The sequence below is a fragment of the Halorarius litoreus genome (assembly GCF_024362405.1).
In the GTDB taxonomy this organism is placed as follows: Archaea; Halobacteriota; Halobacteria; order Halobacteriales; family Haloarculaceae; genus Halorarius; species Halorarius litoreus.
On sequence record NZ_CP101454.1, the window covers coordinates 3135822 to 3152265 of the forward strand.

Below are 16444 nucleotides of genomic sequence, written 5' to 3' on the forward strand. Positions count from 1 at the left end.
AATAAAGATAGTCTTCAAACGAGTCCGGACCCGTCGTCGTCGGGCAGACCGGTCAGTGAAGCGGCTCCTCGTCGCCCGCGGGGGCCACCATGTTGTCGATGGTGAGGATGAGGCTGTTGTTCGTGTCGTCCTTCCCGTCGAGGGTCCCCTCGATGAGCAGCTTCGAGAGCGGCGTGGGGCCGACCGAGATGTCGTCGCCCTCGTGGAAGTCACTGATGGAGCCCTGCAGCCGGATCTCCGCACGGCAGAGCTCCGGGTGGTGGACGCTCGTGAGGTCGATCTCCTGGACGTTCGCGCCCGTGATGAGTTCGCCGTTGTGGCGGAACGGGACGTCCGCGGCCTGGTCCATCTCCTGGATCTGGAGGGCGTCGTACGCGTTGCCGGTCGGCTTGTAGCCACCTTTCGGCCCGGGTACTCCCTCGACCAGCTGCAGCGCCTTCAGGCTCTGCATCTGGTTGCGGATGGTGCCGGGGTTGCGGTCGACCTCAGCGGCGATGTCCTCGCCCTTTACGGCGGTCTCGGACTCACGGTAGAGGTTGATGAGGGCCTCGAGAATCTTCTTCTGGGACGGGGTGAGTTCGATTGATGACATTAACTATCATTTGGCACTGCATCCCTTAAGTCCGACGGTGACGACCAGCGTCCGTGGCCAACGCCGGTCTGCCGTCGGGTCCTTACAGGGGTAGCGCACCCACCTGTATCCGTTTTGGTATGTCCTATCGACGGACCGATACACACTTGACGCTGCCGGAGTCGAAATTCGGTATGCAGGGTAAGCGTGTACTCGTGACGGGTGGGGCCGGGTTCATCGGGTCGAACCTCGCGAACCACCTCGCGAAACAGAACGAGGTCATCGCACTCGACGACTGCTATCTCGGCACGCCGGAGAACCTCGACGACGACGTGGAGTTCGTCGAGGCCTCCGTCGTCGACGAGGACCTCCCGACCGACGTGGACGTGCTGTTCCACCTCGCTGCACTCTCTTCGTACCAGATGCACGAGGACACGCCCGCGAAGGGCGCACGCGTCAACGTCGAGGGGTTCGTCAACACCGTCGACCAGGCGCGAGAGGACGGCTGTGACACCGTGGTCTACGCCTCCACCTCCTCCATCTACGGCGACCGTACGGAGCCGTCGCCCGAGTCGATGGACGTGAAGGCCCGGACGGGCTACGAAGCCTCGAAACTCGCCCGCGAGCGCTACGGCGAGTACTTCAGCCACCACTACGACATGTCGATGGCCGGGATGCGGTTCTTCTCCGTCTACCAGGGGTTCGGCGGCGCCGAGGAGCACAAGGGGGAGTTCGCGAACCTCATCGCGCAGTTCGCCGACCAGATCGCCAACGGCGAGTCGCCGGTCATCTACGGCGACGGCACGCAGACCCGCGACTTCACGCACGTCTCCGACATCGTCCACGGGCTCGAACTCGCCGCCGACCACGAACTCGACGACGTCTACAACCTCGGGACGGGCGAGTCGTACTCGACGAACACGCTCGTCGCGAAGCTGAACGAGGTGCTCGGCACGGACGTCGACCCCGAGTACATCGAGAACCCCATCCCCGAGAAAGTGTACGTCCACGACACGATGGCAGACACGACGAAGATGCACGAGGCGACCGGCTGGGAACCCGAAATCAGCTTCGAGGACGGGCTTCGCCGCGTCTGCGCCCAGTACCAGTAATCAGGGCTCGTACTCCTGCTGTTCGACGAACTCGATGGAGATGCTGACGGGCTGTCCGCTTGCCTCTTCAACCTGAGCAGCGATGTCGGCGGCCAGCGACGGGTAGGATTCGTCGACGGGCCGCCGAACCCGGACGGTGACCTCCTGCTGGATGCCCAGCAGGCCGAGGTCGGTGAACCCAGTTCGGACCGACACGAGCGACAATCTCCGGTACTCTGGTCGCTCGAGCGTGTCTTGTACGGCACCGTTGGCAGCGTTCTCCAGCGAGACGTGTTCGACCATCGCGACGGTCGGCCCCGACGCCACCACGAGCAGGAGGACGACGGTGGCGAGTCCGACCGACGCCTCGCCCGTCGTGAGGTTCGCCCGAAGTGCACCGGGCGTCCACCCCTCTGGTCGGTAGCCGAGATACCAGAGCGTCACCGTGCCGGCCAGCAGGATGCTCACCGCGTTGATGAGCAGGAGCACCGCCGCGCCGAACGCCACGAGCGGGAGTCCCCAGACGACTCCGATACCGACGGCTGCCGCTGCCGGAACGACCGCTGCGGCGATGGCGACCCCCACGAGCGACAGCGGGAGGTCGGTCGCGACACCGAAGGCGGCGGCCGAGCCGGCGCACAGCCCCAGGAGGAGCGAGAGGAGCCCCGGTGAGATGCGGCTACTGATCTGTTCGACCGTGGTGACGTCCAGCGCGGGTGGGAAGAACCCGGTCGAGCGGAGTATCCAGCCGAAAACGACCGCGCCGACCACCGCGACCAACAGCCCGAGCGCCAGCGACCGCGTCCCGTCGATGGCCATTCGTCGGTCGCCGACGACGGTACCGACCGAGGCCGTAATCGTGGCCCCGACCTGTGGGGCGATCGCCATCGAGCCGATGACCACCGCGGGTGAGTCGAGGAGCAGGCCTGCCGTCGCGACGAGGACGCTCAACACTGTCATCGCGTAGTACGTTCGGCGGTCGGGCAACAGCGATCGGGCCTTCGACCGCACCTCCTCGTGGGCGACGCTGTCGGTCTCTTCGGTGCCCTCGACGTAGCGGGCTTCGAGTTCGTCGAACCGCTCGGTCGTCGCGGATTCCGCGTTCGCGATCACGGTGTAGCTACCGTCGTCGAACCCCTCCTCGCGGAGCCTGTCGAGAACCGAATCGACCGCCTGCACGGGAAGCGGGAACTCGATGACGACGGCATCCCGGTCCCGCTCCTCCGTAGTGACGAAGTCGATCCCCTCGTCGTCGAGTACCTCCGAGACCGTCGCCACCGAGTCATCGCCCACCAACACCCGAATGAGCCGCATGTCGGGTCGGGTACCTACACCCCCGTAGTTATACACTGCCAAGTGGCGCACCGCCGCCCCTAAGACACCTCCCGGTCAAGCCGCTGGCATGAACCTCCGTCTCATCGGTGTCCCGATGGACCTCGGTGCCGACCGGCGTGGCGTCGACATGGGCCCCTCCGCGATTCGGTACGCGGGCCTCGCCGGTGCGCTCGAAGGCATCGGCCACGACTGTGTCGACGCAGGCGACCTGGCCGTCCCGCGCCCCGAGCTGTCGTCCCCCGACGGTGAGCACGAGGGCGCGAAGTACCTCGACGAGACCGCACAGGTCTGTCGCGACCTCCGGGCGACGGTCGCGGAGACAATCGACGGTGGCGGCTTCCCGCTCGTCCTCGGGGGCGACCACTCCATCGCCATCGGGTCGATGGGGGGCAGTTCCCGTGCCGGCTCCACGGGCGTCGTCTGGTTCGACGCCCACGGCGACTTCAACACCCCATCCACGAGCCCCTCGGGCAACGTCCACGGGATGCCCGTCGCCGCGGTGCTCGGCCGCGGTGAGTTCGCCGACGCGGACTGGGCGCGCGCCCCGAACGTCGCCGAGGAGAACATCGCGATGGTCGGCATCCGGTCGCTCGACGACCGGGAGCGCGAGGCGCTCCGCGAGAGCGACGTCTCGGTGTTCACCATGTCGGACATCGACGAACGCGGGCTCACGGACGTCGTGGAGGACGCGTTCGACGTGGCGACCGACGGCACCGACGGTATCCACGTCTCACTCGACATGGACTTCCTCGACCCGAACGAGGCACCCGGCGTGGGGACACCCGTCCGCGGTGGCGTCACCTACCGGGAGGCCCACGCCGCGATGGAACACGTCGCCGCCCACCTCGACAGCGTTCGGTCGATGGAAGTCGTCGAGGTGAACCCGATTCTCGACCAGCACAACGGCACCGCCGAACTCGCCGTCGAACTGGTCGCGTCGGCGTTCGGGAAGCAGATCTTCTAACGCACTATTTGCTCGAGGAGGTCGGGTGGCTTCGTCACCCTCCCCCCGGCAAAACATTGTTCTCGTGAGGCCGAAGGCCGAACGGGAGCAGGGAAGTCGCAGCCCCGCGCAGGGAGCGAAGCGACCGAGCAGGAACGTCTTCCCGTGCGGGAAAATAGGGCGTGCTCCTTCCGGAGTCCGCTGCGCTCACCCCTCCAGTCCGCGTGGATGCTTCGTCTCTCGATCGCCGCTCCCTCACAACCGAGAAGACTTGCCAGCACGCAGCCGTTTCGTCATGGTTGGCGGTACTCGTTCGGGCCGTATCGACCGTTCCCCGCCGGCACCGCCCTCGCCCACGGGTACGCCTTTGTAGATGCAGCCCGACTCCCAGCTATGGCTGAACGAGACCGTCGGTTCGGGCGCCGCGCTGTGCTCGCGGTGCTCGCGGTGTTCGCGATTCCCCCCGTCGTTCTCGTGGCGCTCGCCGTGACAGATTTCGCACTCGCGGGCGAGCTCGTGCTGGCCGTCGTGATGGTGCCGCTCGTGGCCGTCGCGGTCGCGCTCGCCGTCATCGCCCGCGAGGTCGCCTCCAGCCCGGACGAGCCGGAGCTCATCGACGAGCGCATGGCCGAGAAGGTCGGGATGACGAGCGAGGAGTACGAGGAGTTGCTGGAGCAGTAGTTACAGGTCGAACAGCTCGGCGGCCTGCTCCATGTCCTTGTCGCCGCGGCCCGAGAGGTTCACGACGATGGTGTCGTGCTCACCTTCCTCGGCGAGTTGCTTCGCGAGGGCGACGGCGTGGCTCGTCTCCAGCGCCGGGATGATGCCCTCCGTCTCCGAGAGCGTCCGGAACGCCTCCAGCGCCTCGTCGTCGGTGATGCCGCGGTACTCACACCGGCCCACCGCGCGGAACATCGCGTGTTCGGGACCCACGCCCGGATAGTCGAGGCCCGCCGACACCGAGTGGACCTCCACGTCGTCGTCGATGACGCGAGTCTTCATCCCGTGGATGACGTCGTCGTGGCCCTTGGCGAGCGGGGCGGCGTGCCGCTTGGTGTCGGCGCCATCACCCCCGCCCTCGCCGCCGTAGAACGCGACGTCGTCGTCGCGGAACGCGTGGAAGAGGCCGATGGCGTTCGACCCACCGCCGACGCAGGCGACACACGCATCGGGGAGGCTCCCCGTCTGCTCCTGAATCTGCTGGCGTGCCTCCTCGCCGATGACCGACTGGAACTCCCGGACCATCCGCGGGAACGGGTCCGGCCCCACGACGGAGCCGACGAGGTAGTGGGTGTCCTCCATGTTGCCCGCGAAGTCCTCGAGCGCGGCGTCGACGGCCTCCGAGAGGCCCTGTCCCTCGCGGGTGACCTCGTTCACCTCTGCGCCCATCAGTCGCATCCTGAAGACGTTCATCTTCTGCCGCTCGACGTCCTTCTTCCCCATGTAGATCTCCGTGTCCATGTCGAACAGCGCGCCGACCATCGCGGTCGCCGTGCCGTGCTGGCCGGCGCCTGTTTCGGCGATGAGGCGGCTCTTGCCCGCCTTCTTTGCAAGTAGCGCCTGCCCGAGCGCGTTGTTGATCTTGTGGGCGCCTCCGTGCAGGAGGTCCTCGCGCTTGAGGAAGATGTCCGCGCCGTACTCGTCGCTCAGGTTCTCGGCGTAGTAGAGCGGCGTCGGCCGCCCGGCGTACTGGTCGAGAACGTGGCGGAACTGCTCCTGGAACTCCTCGGTCGGGACGATGTCCTCGAACGCGGCAGCGAGTTGGGCGAGCGGTTCGAGCATCGGCTCGGGGACGTGTCGGCCGCCGAACCCGTCGAACTCGTCGGGAAAGTCACTGTCTGACATATGAACGATGCTGACCGCTACTGGGCAAAAGTGTTGTGTCAGTCGCAAAAACGGACGTTCCGGGCTACTCGTCCGCGTCGTCAGCGTCGTCTGCGTCGTCTTCAGCCGGCACAGGAACCACGTCGACGCCGGCGACCCAGTCGCCGGCGTCGAGGTTCATCACCTTCACACCCATCGTGTTCCGGCCCTGGCGGGACACTTCGTCGACGTGCGTCCGCATGATCTGGCCGGACTCGCTCATGATGACGAGGCCGTCACCCGCGCTCACGGCGTTGAGCGAGCAGGCGTCGCCGTTGCGCTCGTTCGTCTTGATGTCGATGAGCCCCTTGCCGTACCGCGACTGCACGCGGTACTCCGAGAGCGCTGTCCGTTTCCCGTAGCCGTTTCGCGTCACGGTCAACAGGTCGCGGTCGTCGGCGTCGTCGGTGGCGACGATGCCAGCGACTTCGTCGCCCTCCTGGAGCTTGATGCCGTTGACCCCCCTCGCGGAGCGGCCCATCGACCGTGCCTCGGTCTCGTCGAACCGGATGGTCATCCCCTGGCGGGTGCCGATGACGAGGTCCTGTGCGCCGTCGGTCGTCTCCACGTCGACGAGCCGGTCGCCCTCTTCGAGTTTCGTGGCACGAATCCCGCCGGAGTGGACGTTCTCGAACGCCTCGATCTCCGTCCGCTTCACGTAGCCGTCCTTGGTTGCCATCGCGAAGAAGCCGCCTTCGTCGAGGTCGTCGACGTTGACGACCGCGGTCACCTCCTCGTCGCGGTCGAGGTCGATGACGTTCACGGCGTTCGTCCCTCTCGCAGTTCGGGACATCTCGGGTATCTCGTACACCTTCAGGCGGTAGACCTGCCCACGGTTGGTGAACACCATGAGATAGTCGTGGCTGTTGGCCTGGAACACCGTGGAGACACGGTCACCATCCTTGGGTCGTACGCCGATGATCCCCTTGCCGCCCCGATGCTGTGGGTCGAACTCGGAGACGGGCATCCGCTTGACGTAGTCGTCCTCGGTGAGGCAGACGAACACGTCCTCCTCGGGGATGAGGTCCTCGCGGGTGACGCTCCCGAAGTCCTCGACGATGGAGGTCCGGCGGTCGTCGCCGTACTCCTCGCGGACTTCGCGGAGCTCGTCTTTGATGACGCCGAGCAGCTCCGACTCGTTCTCGAGGATCTCCTCGAGCCGCTCGATGGTCGCCTGCACCTCCGCGTACTCGTCTTCGACCTCGCCAGCCTCCATCGAGGTGAGCGAGCCGAGCTGCATCCGGACGATGTGCTCCGACTGCGGCTCGGAGAGGTCGAACTCCGACTGGAGCCCCTCCTTCGCGGCGTCGCGGTCCTCGCTGTTCCGGATGAGCTCGACCACGTCGTCGACGTTGTCGAGCGCGACGAGTCGACCTTCGAGGATGTGCGCGCGGTCCTCCGCCTCGTCGAGCCGGTACTGCGAGCGTCGGCGGACGACCTCGCGCCGGTGCTCGACGTACTGTTCGAGCAGTTGCTTCAGGTTCAGCACCTGTGGCTGGTCGTCGACCAGCGCGAGCGAGATGACCGAGAACGTCGTCTCGAGGTGCGACTCGAGCAGTTTGTTCTTGACGATCTCGGTGTTCGCCCCGCGCTTGAGGTCGATGACCACGCGAACCCCCTCGCGGTCCGACTCGTCGCGGATGTCCGAGATGCCCTGAATCTTCCCCTCGTTCACGTCGTCGGCGATGCGCTCGATGCGCCGTGCCTTGTTCTCCTGATACGGGAGTTCGGTGATGACGATGCGGTCGCCGCCGCGGTCACGTTCCTCGACGTCCATCTCCGCGCGCACACGCAGACGCCCACGACCCGTCTTGTAGGCGTCGTAGATGCCCTGCCGGCCGACGATGTTCGCGCCCGTCGGGAAGTCGGGGCCCTTGACGGGGCCGTCGCCGTCCGGCCCGGCGATGAGGTCCTCGACCGTACACTCGGGGTTGTCGATGAGGTGGATGCAGGCGTCGACCACCTCGGTGAGGTTGTGCGGCGGGATGTTCGTCGACATCCCGACCGCGATACCCGACGCCCCGTTGAGAAGCAGGTTCGGGACCGCCGCAGGGAGGACGGCCGGCTCGGTCAGCCGGTCGTCGTAGTTGCCTGCGAAGTCGACGGTGTCCTCCTCGATGTCCGCGAGCAGCTCCTCGGCGATGGGGGCCATCCGGGCCTCCGTGTACCGCATCGCGGCCGGTGGGTCCCCGTCGGTCGACCCGAAGTTCCCCTGCCCGTCGATGAGCGGGTATCGCAGGGAGAAGTCCTGGGCCATCCGGGCGAGCGCGTCGTAGATGGCGCTGTCGCCGTGTGGGTGGTAGTTACCCATCGTCTCGCCGACGATGGACGAACTCTTGCGGTGGGAGGACCGGGAGGTGATGCCCATCTCGTGCATCGCGTAGAGGATGCGCCGCTGGACGGGCTTCATGCCGTCGCGCGCGTCGGGCAGCGCCCGCCCGACGATGACGGACATCGCGTAGTCGATGTACGACTGCTCCATCTCGTCCTCGATGAGGACGTTCTTCACCCGCTGGGCGGGCACGTCGGCGTCGTCCGCGCTCATATGTCCACCCACTCCGCGTCGCCGGAGTGCTCCTTGATGAACTGCTTGCGCGGGCCGACGGCGTCACCCATCAGCACGGAGAACATGCGGTCCGCGGCCGCGCCGTCCTCGATGGTCACCTGCTTCAGGATGCGGTTGTCGGGGTTCATCGTCGTCTCCCACAGCTGCTCGGGGTTCATCTCGCCGAGGCCCTTGAACCGCTGGACCTGGTCGGGCGAACCGTCACAGACCTCCGCGACGATCTGTTCGCGCTCCTCCTCGGTCATCGCGTCGTAGGTGTCGCCCTTGTAGCGGATGCGGTAGAGGGGGGGCTGTGCCGCGTAGACGTAGCCGGCCTCGATGAGCGGCGTCATGTGGCGGTAGAGGAACGTCAGGAGCAGCGTGCGGATGTGTGCTCCGTCGACGTCCGCGTCGGTCATCATGATGATCTTGTGGTAGCGGGCGTCGTCGATGTCGAACTCCTCGCCGATGCCCGTCCCGATGGCGGTGATGAGGTTGCGGATCTGCTCGTTCTCGAGGATGCGGTCGAGCCGGTGCTTCTCGACGTTGAGAATCTTCCCACGCAGGGGAAGAATCGCCTGGAACTCGGGGTTCCGACCCTGTTTGGCGCTTCCACCTGCGGAGTCGCCCTCGACCACGAACAGTTCGCTCTCCTCGGGGTCGCGAGTCTGACAGTCCGCGAGCTTGCCGGGGAGCGACGTCGAGTCGAGCGCCGACTTCCGGCGGGTGAGCTCTTCCGCCTTCTTCGCCGCCAGTCGGGCCTTCGCGGCCTCGACGGCCTTCCGGCAGATGGCTTCGCCCGTGTCGGGGTGCTCTTCGAGATACGTCGACAGCCCCTCGTGCATCAGGCTCTCGACGATGCCTCGGACCTCGGAGTTACCGAGCTTCGTCTTCGTCTGCCCCTCGAACTGCGGGTCGGGGTGCTTGATGGAGATGACCGCGGTGAGCCCTTCGCGGATGTCCTCGCCCTTGAGGTTCTCGTCGATGTCGTCGGCGTGGCCCTGCTTGCTCGCGTAGTCGTTGACGACGCGGGTGAGGGCTGTCTTGAACCCCGTCATGTGGCTGCCGCCCTCGCGGGTGTTGATGTTGTTCGCGAACGCGTGGATGGAGCCCTGCACGCCGTCGGTCGCCTGCATCGCGATCTCGACCTGGATGTCCTGCTCCTCACCGTCGAGGTAGACGACGTCGTTGTGGAGCGCGGTCTTCGTCTCGTTGAGATACTCGACGAACTCCTTGATGCCGCCGTCGTACTGGAAGCTCGCCTCGTCGCCGTCGCGTTCGTCGACGATGGCGATTTCGACGCCCGGATTCAGGAACGCCAGTTCGCGCAGCCGCGACTCCAGCGTCGAGAACGTGAAGTCGGTGGTCTCGAAGATGTCCTGGTCGGGCCAGAACCGGATGGTGGTCCCGGTCTCTTCTCCCTCGCGCATCTCCCGGACCTCTTCCATCTCCTGGTCGGGGTGGCCGTGGTCGAAGCGGTGGCGGTAGACGTGGCCGTCGCGCTTCACTTCGACTTCGAGCCACTGCGAGAGCGCGTTCACCACGGAGACACCGACGCCGTGGAGCCCGCCCGACACCTGATAGGACTTGTTGTCGAACTTGCCGCCGGCGTGCAGCACCGTCATGATGACCTCCAGTGCGGGCCGGTCGTACTCGCGGTGGGTGTCGACCGGGATGCCGCGCCCGTCGTCCGAGACGGAGACCGAGCTGTCGTCGTGGATCGTCACCTCGATGGTGTCACAGTAGCCAGCCAGCGCTTCGTCGATGGAGTTGTCGACCACCTCGTAGACGAGATGGTGGAGCCCGCGGGCGTCCGTCGACCCGATGTACATCGCGGGTCGTTTCTGGACGGCCTCCAGACCCTCGAGTACCTGGATCTGGTCGGCTCCGTAGCTACGTTCTTCAGACATACCTGAACTTACTCGGGCTATGGTTCGTCCGGGTATAAAACCCCCGCCCGCGCGCGTGCGAACGCGAATGAGATATCAACACGCCGCAAATCGGTACGTCATCCATCAACACGCCGCAAATCGGTACGTCATCCGGCAGACGTGCGTCAGACACCACGACGTCCCCGGCTTCAGTTCCACTTCCACCGTGCCACCGCGAGGGTTTTTAGCCCCCGCGGGGTAACGTCGGCTGAATGACCTCGTTCCAGTCCAGACTCGGTGAGGGGGCCGGTGACGGCGCCGTCGCCGAGGAGCTGGCGCAGTCTCAACGTTCGATCTCCATCGCCGAGTTCTTCGAGAAGAACAAGCAGATGCTCGGCTTCGACTCGGGGGCGAAGGCGCTCGTGACGGCCGTGAAGGAGGCCGTCGACAACGCGCTCGACGCCACCGAGGAGGCGGGCATCCTCCCCGACATCTACGTGGAGATCCAGGACGCTGGCGACTACTACCGGCTCATCGTCGAAGACAACGGCCCCGGCATCACGAAAGAGCAGATCCCGAAGGTGTTCGGGAAGCTGCTGTACGGGAGCCGGTTCCACGCGAGAGAGCAGAGCCGCGGGCAACAGGGGATCGGTATCTCCGCCGCCGTCCTCTACTCGCAACTCACCTCCGGCAAACCGGCCAAGATCACCTCGAAGACGGGGTCGAACAACCCCGCACAGTACTTCGAACTGACCATCGACACCGACACGAACGAGCCGGAGGTCGACCACGCGGGCGAGCGCTCGTGGGAGCGCCCGCATGGCACGCGCATCGAACTCGAGATGGAGGCGAACATGCGCGCCCGCCAGCAGCTCGAGGCGTACATGAAGTACACGGCGGTCGTCAACCCACACGCCCGCCTCGAGTACCGCGAGCCCAAGAGCCACCACAAGTACGAGCGGGCGACCGACCAGTTGCCCGCCGAGACGAAGGAGATTCGCCCGCACCCCCACGGCGTCGAACTCGGCACGGTGCTGAAGATGCTCAGCGCGACCGACTCGTACTCCGTCTCCGGGTTCCTCCAGGAGGAGTTCACTCGTGTCGGCGCGAAGACGGCCGCGAACGTGGTCGACAATCTCCGCGACCGCCACTTCGGCCGCGAGATGACGTGGCGCCCGCCCGAGAAACACGAGGAAACCGACATCGTCGCAGAGGTCACGGCCGCCACCTCGAACAAGGGGAGCTCGGTGACGAAGCAGTTCGCCACGGGCATCGCCGACGCCATCGAGTCGACGGAGCGCGTCGCCCACAGCGAGGTCGTCGCCATCGTCGACGAGCAGGCCGACGCCGCCGAGGAGTCGTCGGGCAAGTCGTTCGGTGCCACCGCGAGAGAGAACGCCGTCGCGGCTGCGTGGTACGCGCTCACCCGCGAACGCACCGCGGACGTCTACGCCATCGTCGACGAAGTCACGACCAGCCGGAAGGACGACGCCGCGGTGCAGGGGATGGCTCGGCGCATCGCCGACAAGTTCGAGAACCAGGAAGACACCAGGAACCGGGCGACGTACGACGACGTCGAGGCGTTCGTCGAGCGCGCCGCCGAGATGACCGAGCAGGCCGACGACGTGACGTTCGGCGAGACAGCCCAGGAGAACATCGTCGAGGCGCTCTGGGCCATGATGGTGACGGTCCCCGACGACCCACCGAAGGTGAAGGAGACCGCAAACGACCGCGACATCGCTGCACGTCTCCTGGAGGCGATGCGCGAGACCGACATCCTCGCGCCGCCCACGGACTGTCTCGCGCCCATCACCGAGGAACTCGTCTCGGCCGGACTGAAGAAGGAGTACGACGCGGACTTCTACGCCGCCGCGACGCGCGACGCCGAGGTCCACGGCGGCGACCCGTTCATCGTCGAGGCCGGCATCGCCTACGGCGGTGACCTCGCCGCCGAGGGGAACGTCGAGGTGCTCCGGTTCGCGAACCGCGTGCCCCTCGTGTATCGCCTGGGCGCGTGTTCGACCACCGACGTCATCAAGCGCATCAACTGGCGGAACTACGGACTGGACCAGACGGGCGGAAAGGGGATGCCGAACGGCCCCGCCGTGCTGATGATCCACGTCGCCTCGACGAACGTCCCGTTCACGAGCGAGTCGAAGGACGCCGTGGCGAACGTCCCGGAGATCGAAGACGAGATCGAACTCGCGCTCCGGGAGGCCGCGCGCGAGCTCAAGTCCTACCTGAACAAGCAGCGCTCGCTGGAGAAACGCCGCCGCAAACAGAACGTCCTCGTCGACATCCTCCCCGAGATGGCCCGCAAGCTCTCGGAGGTGACGGGTCGCGAACCGCTCAACATCGACGACTCCCTCGCCCGAATCATGAACAACGTGCTCGTCGAGCGGTCCGTCGAGGGCGGCACCGTGAAGCTCGCCGTGCTCAACCACGGCGACACGAACGCCTCGCTCGACATCACGGAGATCGTCGACGAGGACCCCGGTGACGTCGAGGGCGCGACCGTCGTCGAGATGGACGGCGAGTGGTTCATCAAGTGGAAACCCGACGTGCCAGGCGGCGACGAGGCCGCCATCGAGTACAGCGTGACCGACGAGGCCAGCTTCGACATCTCCGTCGAGGGGCTCGAGAGCGAGAAGGTAACCGTCAACGCATAAATGAGCGACGCCAAACCCACTATCCAGGACGAACAGGCCAGAGAACGACTTATCGACCTCGCCTCGGGGTTCTACGACCAGTTCCTCGCGGGCGACGTCCCCTCGATGGACATCCCCACGCGGACGAAGGCGAACATCGTGTTCGACGAGGAGTCGGGCGTCTGGGTGCTCGGCGACCGCCACTCGACGCGCTCGGCGAACTCGGTGCGTGGCGCGAAGAAACTGCTGAAGGCCATCTACACCATCGAGTTCCTCGAGAACCAGCTCGACGAGGACCGCTCGTCGACGCTGCGTGAACTCTACTACCTCAGCGAGTCGTGGGACCAGGAGCACGCCCAGTTCAACGACCAGGACGAGTCGAACCAGCTCATCGAGGACCTCGAGATCGTCTCCGGGGTCACCCGCGAGGACTTCCACATGCGCCCCGAGGAGTCGGGTGCGACCATCATGGGGCCGCTCTACCTCCGCGAACAGACCCGCCGAGGCGAACGTGAGATTCACTGTCAGGAGGACGTCGGGGAAGGGGGGTACCAGATCCCGAACAACCCCGACACCATCGAGTTCCTCGACCACGACGCGGAGTTCATCCTCTGTGTGGAGACCGGTGGGATGCGCGACCGGCTCGTCGAGAACGGGTTCGACGAAGACTACGGGAGCATCGTCGTTCACCTCAAGGGGCAGCCCGCGCGGGCGACCCGGCGCATCACGAAGCGCCTGCACGACGAACTCGATCTGCCCGTGGTGGTGTTCACCGACGGTGACCCGTGGTCCTACCGCATCTACGGGTCCGTCGCGTACGGCTCCATCAAGTCCGCACACCTCTCGGAGTATCTCGCGACCCCGCAGGCGCAGTTCATCGGCATCCGACCGCAGGACATCGAGGAGTACGAACTCCCCTCGGACCCGCTCTCCGACTCGGACGTGAACGCCCTCCAGTCCGAGCTCGACGACCCGCGGTTCAAGACCGACTTCTGGGAGGAACAGATCCAGCTCCAGCTCGACCTCGGGAAGAAGTCCGAACAGCAGGCGCTCGCCGCCCGTGGGCTGGACTTCGTGACCGACGAGTACCTCCCCGAGCGGCTCACGGAGATGGGCGTCCTGTAGCGGTCAGAACAGCGAGTCGAGTTCGTCCCGCTCGTCGGTGAGCAGGTCGTCGAGTTCTCTCGCCTGCCGCTCGCGGGCCTCCGCGGCAGCATCTTGCGTCTCCAGGGCCAGCGCCTGCAACCGATTGATGCGTGGGACCTCGGTGACGCCGGAGAGAACGACGACGGCGGCCACCCGCCCGTCGCGGGTTGGATAGTCACCGGCGCGCACCTCCATCGTCCCGGTCTCGCCCTCCAGCCACCGCCGGGCCGCGTCGATGCCCTCTCGATTGAGGTGCTCGCGTGGTCCCGCGACGACCAGGAGCGCCCGCTCTGCACTCGACACCTCACACGGGAGGGTGAGCCGGCCGAGCGTCGCCCGACGCACGAGCCCCGTGATGCGGGTCGTGTCGACCGCAGGGTCGTGGCCGTCCTCGGCGAACCGCGAGAGGAGCCCGGGGCGGTCGAGCGTCTCGGCCGCGTAGCCGACCGACGTGACGCCGCCGTCGTCGAGCGTGTTTATCACCTCGCTCGCGTCGACGACGCTCTCGGCGACCGCGTTCCTGCGGCTGACCTCGCCGGCGGCGAACAGCGTCCCGAACCGACGGGCGATCTCCTCGTTGATGCTCTCGTAGCTGGCGGCGAGCGTCTCGCCGCTCTGCCTCCAGGCGTCGTTGTCGAACACCAGCAGGTTGTCGGCCTGCCGCACGAACGTCTTGAACGACCGTGCCGCGTTCAGCGTGTAGATACCCCCTTCGTTCGCGGCCGGCAGGATGCCGAGTCCGTACACCGGCTCGGTGTATATCTCACGGATGTAGCTGGCGATGACGGGGGCGGCACCGCTTCCGGTACCGCCTCCGAGCGCCGCGACGACGAGGAAGGCGTCGACCTCGCCGGCCGGCACCACGTCCAGCGCGCCGAGTATCTCTTCGCGACTCTCCTGGGCGAGTTCGGCCCCGAGTTCGTTGTCCGCACCGACGCCGTGGCCCTTCACCCGTGCGGCCCCGACGAGCGTCCGGTGCTCAGGTGGGACGGACTCGAGGCCGGCGAGGTCCGACTGCGCCGTGTTGATAGCGAGCGCTGCAGCGGTGAACGGTCGGCCGGTGCGGTCGCGGTAGTCGACGAGTGCGTCGACCACCTTCCCGCCGGCCTGCCCGACGCCGACGAGTGCGAGCCTCACGGACGTCCCTCCACCCCTCGACGTGGGGTCGGCCGCCCCGGTCGGTCGGTACCTGAGCCACCGCTTCCCCTCTTGTGGACCCTCATAACACCTATTCAGGGACCTGCCCACTCATTAACCCGAAAGATAGTTTCGCGGCGCCCGCCCGCAACTGCTCGCCAAAGGTCGCGACTACGGACCGGTAAGTTGCCGTTATTCGTCTCCACACGAGCGGTGTCGGTCGCTTCTCAGCGCGTGGCTGGCAGTCGTCAACGCTTATTCGCGCCCCCCACGAACGGCGGGTATGCAGTGGGTGTGTCCCGAGTGCGATCGCCGGTACGCTGACCCACCCGACGACTGTGTCTGTGGCGGCCAGCCGGTCCCCGAGGGGACCCCCGACTCCACCGACCGGCTCACGATGTTCGCAGACCACCTCTATCGCGTCCTGTTCGACCCCGAGTCGCTCGACCGGAACCTCCTGGGTGGCGGCCCGTACGTGGAGTTCGCCTTTCGATTGCTCCTCGCCTTCTCGGCGCTGCTCGTGGTCGTCCTCCTCCTCGGTGTCGTCCTCGAACTCCTACTGTGAGTCGAGGACGACCGGCACGCCGCGGCTCGCCACGTCCGCGGCGAACGCGTCGGCGTCCGTCTCGATAGCCGCGAACGTGTCGTAGTGGATGGGGAGGACGAGGTCCGGCTCCATCGCCTCGGCGAGCGCGGCGGCCTCGTGGCGGTCCATCGTGAACGACCCCCCGATGGGCGGGCAGAACAGCGACACGTCGAGGTGTTCGTGACCGTCGAGGACGTCGGTGTCCCCCGGCCAGAACACCCGGACGTCGCGGCCCCACTCGCTCGCCAGGGTGAGGTGGAAGCCACAGCCCAGCCCCTCCGGATGGTACGGGTCGCCGGGCTCGCGGGTGTGGGGACCGTCGGGCTCGTTGTACGCCGGTACCGTGCGGACGATGACGTCGCCGACGGCGATGTCTGCCTCGTGGCTGACCGTCCGGACCGTGAACTCGAGGTCGGCGGGCCGGTCGACGTCACGGTCGATGCGGTGGGTGTTGATCCCCTCGAACAGGACGACTGTGGCGTCTTCGGCGGCGACACGGCGGATGCCGTCAGGGTCGTAGTGGTGGTCGTGGGTGACACAGACGAGATCGCCGTCCTGCGGCTCGTAGTCGTCGAGCACGCCGTATCGACCGGGGTCGCAGTAGACGGTCACGCCGTCGCCGACGAGCTTGAGCGTGGCGTACCCGAGCCACGAGACGCGAAGGCCGTCGTGTCGTATCATGTGCCACGGTACCCTGGCCGCTCGGAA

13 protein-coding genes are annotated in these 16444 nt (G+C 66.5%); 6 read left to right on the plus strand and 7 right to left on the minus strand.

Annotated elements, in window-relative coordinates; translation table 11 throughout:
- Positions 1-52: 52 nt before the first annotated feature.
- Positions 53-592, minus strand: a complete 540-nt coding sequence (locus NL126_RS16585) for an Rrf2 family transcriptional regulator (RefSeq protein WP_255195994.1) — start codon at positions 590-592, stop codon at positions 53-55.
- Positions 593-765: 173 nt separating this feature from the next.
- Here NL126_RS16585 and NL126_RS16590 point away from each other — a divergent pair, with 173 nt between their 5' ends.
- Entirely contained in the window at positions 766-1683 is a 918-nt protein-coding gene (locus NL126_RS16590; protein WP_255195995.1) for an NAD-dependent epimerase/dehydratase family protein, read from the plus strand.
- Here NL126_RS16590 and NL126_RS16595 read toward each other — a convergent pair whose 3' ends face one another.
- Positions 1684-2976: a TIGR00341 family protein gene (locus tag NL126_RS16595; RefSeq protein ID WP_255195996.1), complete on the minus strand. Its 1293-nt coding sequence runs from the start codon at positions 2974-2976 to the stop codon at positions 1684-1686.
- A gap of 88 nt (positions 2977-3064) precedes the next feature.
- On the opposite strand from NL126_RS16595, the gene rocF reads away from it, so the two are divergent.
- Together rocF and NL126_RS16605 are read left to right on the plus strand one after the other, a co-directional pair.
- The gene (rocF, locus tag NL126_RS16600; RefSeq protein WP_255195997.1) at positions 3065-3961 is read left to right on the plus strand and encodes an arginase; all 897 of its coding nucleotides are present in this window, start codon (positions 3065-3067) and stop codon (positions 3959-3961) included.
- A 372-nt stretch (positions 3962-4333) separates the two neighbouring features.
- Positions 4334-4621 (plus strand): hypothetical protein, encoded by a 288-nt coding sequence (locus tag NL126_RS16605; RefSeq protein WP_255195998.1) that lies wholly within the window; start codon positions 4334-4336, stop codon positions 4619-4621.
- Here NL126_RS16605 and trpB read toward each other — a convergent pair whose 3' ends face one another.
- The 3 genes from trpB to gyrB all read right to left on the minus strand — a co-directional run bounded on the left by trpB (position 4622) and on the right by gyrB (position 10258).
- Positions 4622-5785: a tryptophan synthase subunit beta gene (gene trpB / locus NL126_RS16610; protein WP_255195999.1), complete on the minus strand. Its 1164-nt coding sequence runs from the start codon at positions 5783-5785 to the stop codon at positions 4622-4624.
- A gap of 64 nt (positions 5786-5849) precedes the next feature.
- Complete coding sequence (gyrA, locus tag NL126_RS16615) at positions 5850-8348, minus strand: DNA gyrase subunit A (protein ID WP_255196000.1); 2499 nt, start codon at positions 8346-8348, stop codon at positions 5850-5852.
- Positions 8345-10258 carry a DNA topoisomerase (ATP-hydrolyzing) subunit B gene (gene gyrB, locus NL126_RS16620; RefSeq protein ID WP_255196001.1) on the minus strand — a complete coding sequence of 638 codons (1914 nt, stop codon included), beginning with the start codon at positions 10256-10258 and terminating at the stop codon, positions 8345-8347. The genes gyrA and gyrB overlap by 4 nt, the downstream gene beginning before the upstream one ends.
- Before the next feature lie 233 nt (positions 10259-10491).
- On the opposite strand from gyrB, the gene NL126_RS16625 reads away from it, so the two are divergent.
- Positions 10492-12888, plus strand: coding sequence for a DNA topoisomerase VI subunit B (locus NL126_RS16625; protein WP_255196002.1), 2397 nt, complete (start codon positions 10492-10494; stop codon positions 12886-12888).
- Complete coding sequence (locus tag NL126_RS16630; protein ID WP_255196003.1) at positions 12889-13992, plus strand: DNA topoisomerase IV subunit A; 1104 nt, start codon at positions 12889-12891, stop codon at positions 13990-13992. It abuts the gene before it with no gap.
- A gap of 3 nt (positions 13993-13995) precedes the next feature.
- On the opposite strand, the gene NL126_RS16635 is transcribed toward NL126_RS16630, so the two are convergent.
- Positions 13996-15150, minus strand: a complete 1155-nt coding sequence (locus tag NL126_RS16635; protein WP_255196004.1) for a tubulin/FtsZ family protein — start codon at positions 15148-15150, stop codon at positions 13996-13998.
- Positions 15151-15433: 283 nt separating this feature from the next.
- Here NL126_RS16635 and NL126_RS16640 point away from each other — a divergent pair, with 283 nt between their 5' ends.
- Positions 15434-15715 carry a hypothetical protein gene (locus NL126_RS16640; RefSeq protein ID WP_255196005.1) on the plus strand — a complete coding sequence of 94 codons (282 nt, stop codon included), beginning with the start codon at positions 15434-15436 and terminating at the stop codon, positions 15713-15715.
- Here NL126_RS16640 and NL126_RS16645 read toward each other — a convergent pair.
- On the minus strand, positions 15707-16417 hold the full coding sequence (locus NL126_RS16645) for an MBL fold metallo-hydrolase (RefSeq protein ID WP_255196006.1): 711 nt from the start codon (positions 16415-16417) through the stop codon (positions 15707-15709). The two genes, NL126_RS16640 and NL126_RS16645, sit on opposite strands and share 9 nt — an antisense overlap.
- Positions 16418-16444: the final 27 nt, after the last annotated feature.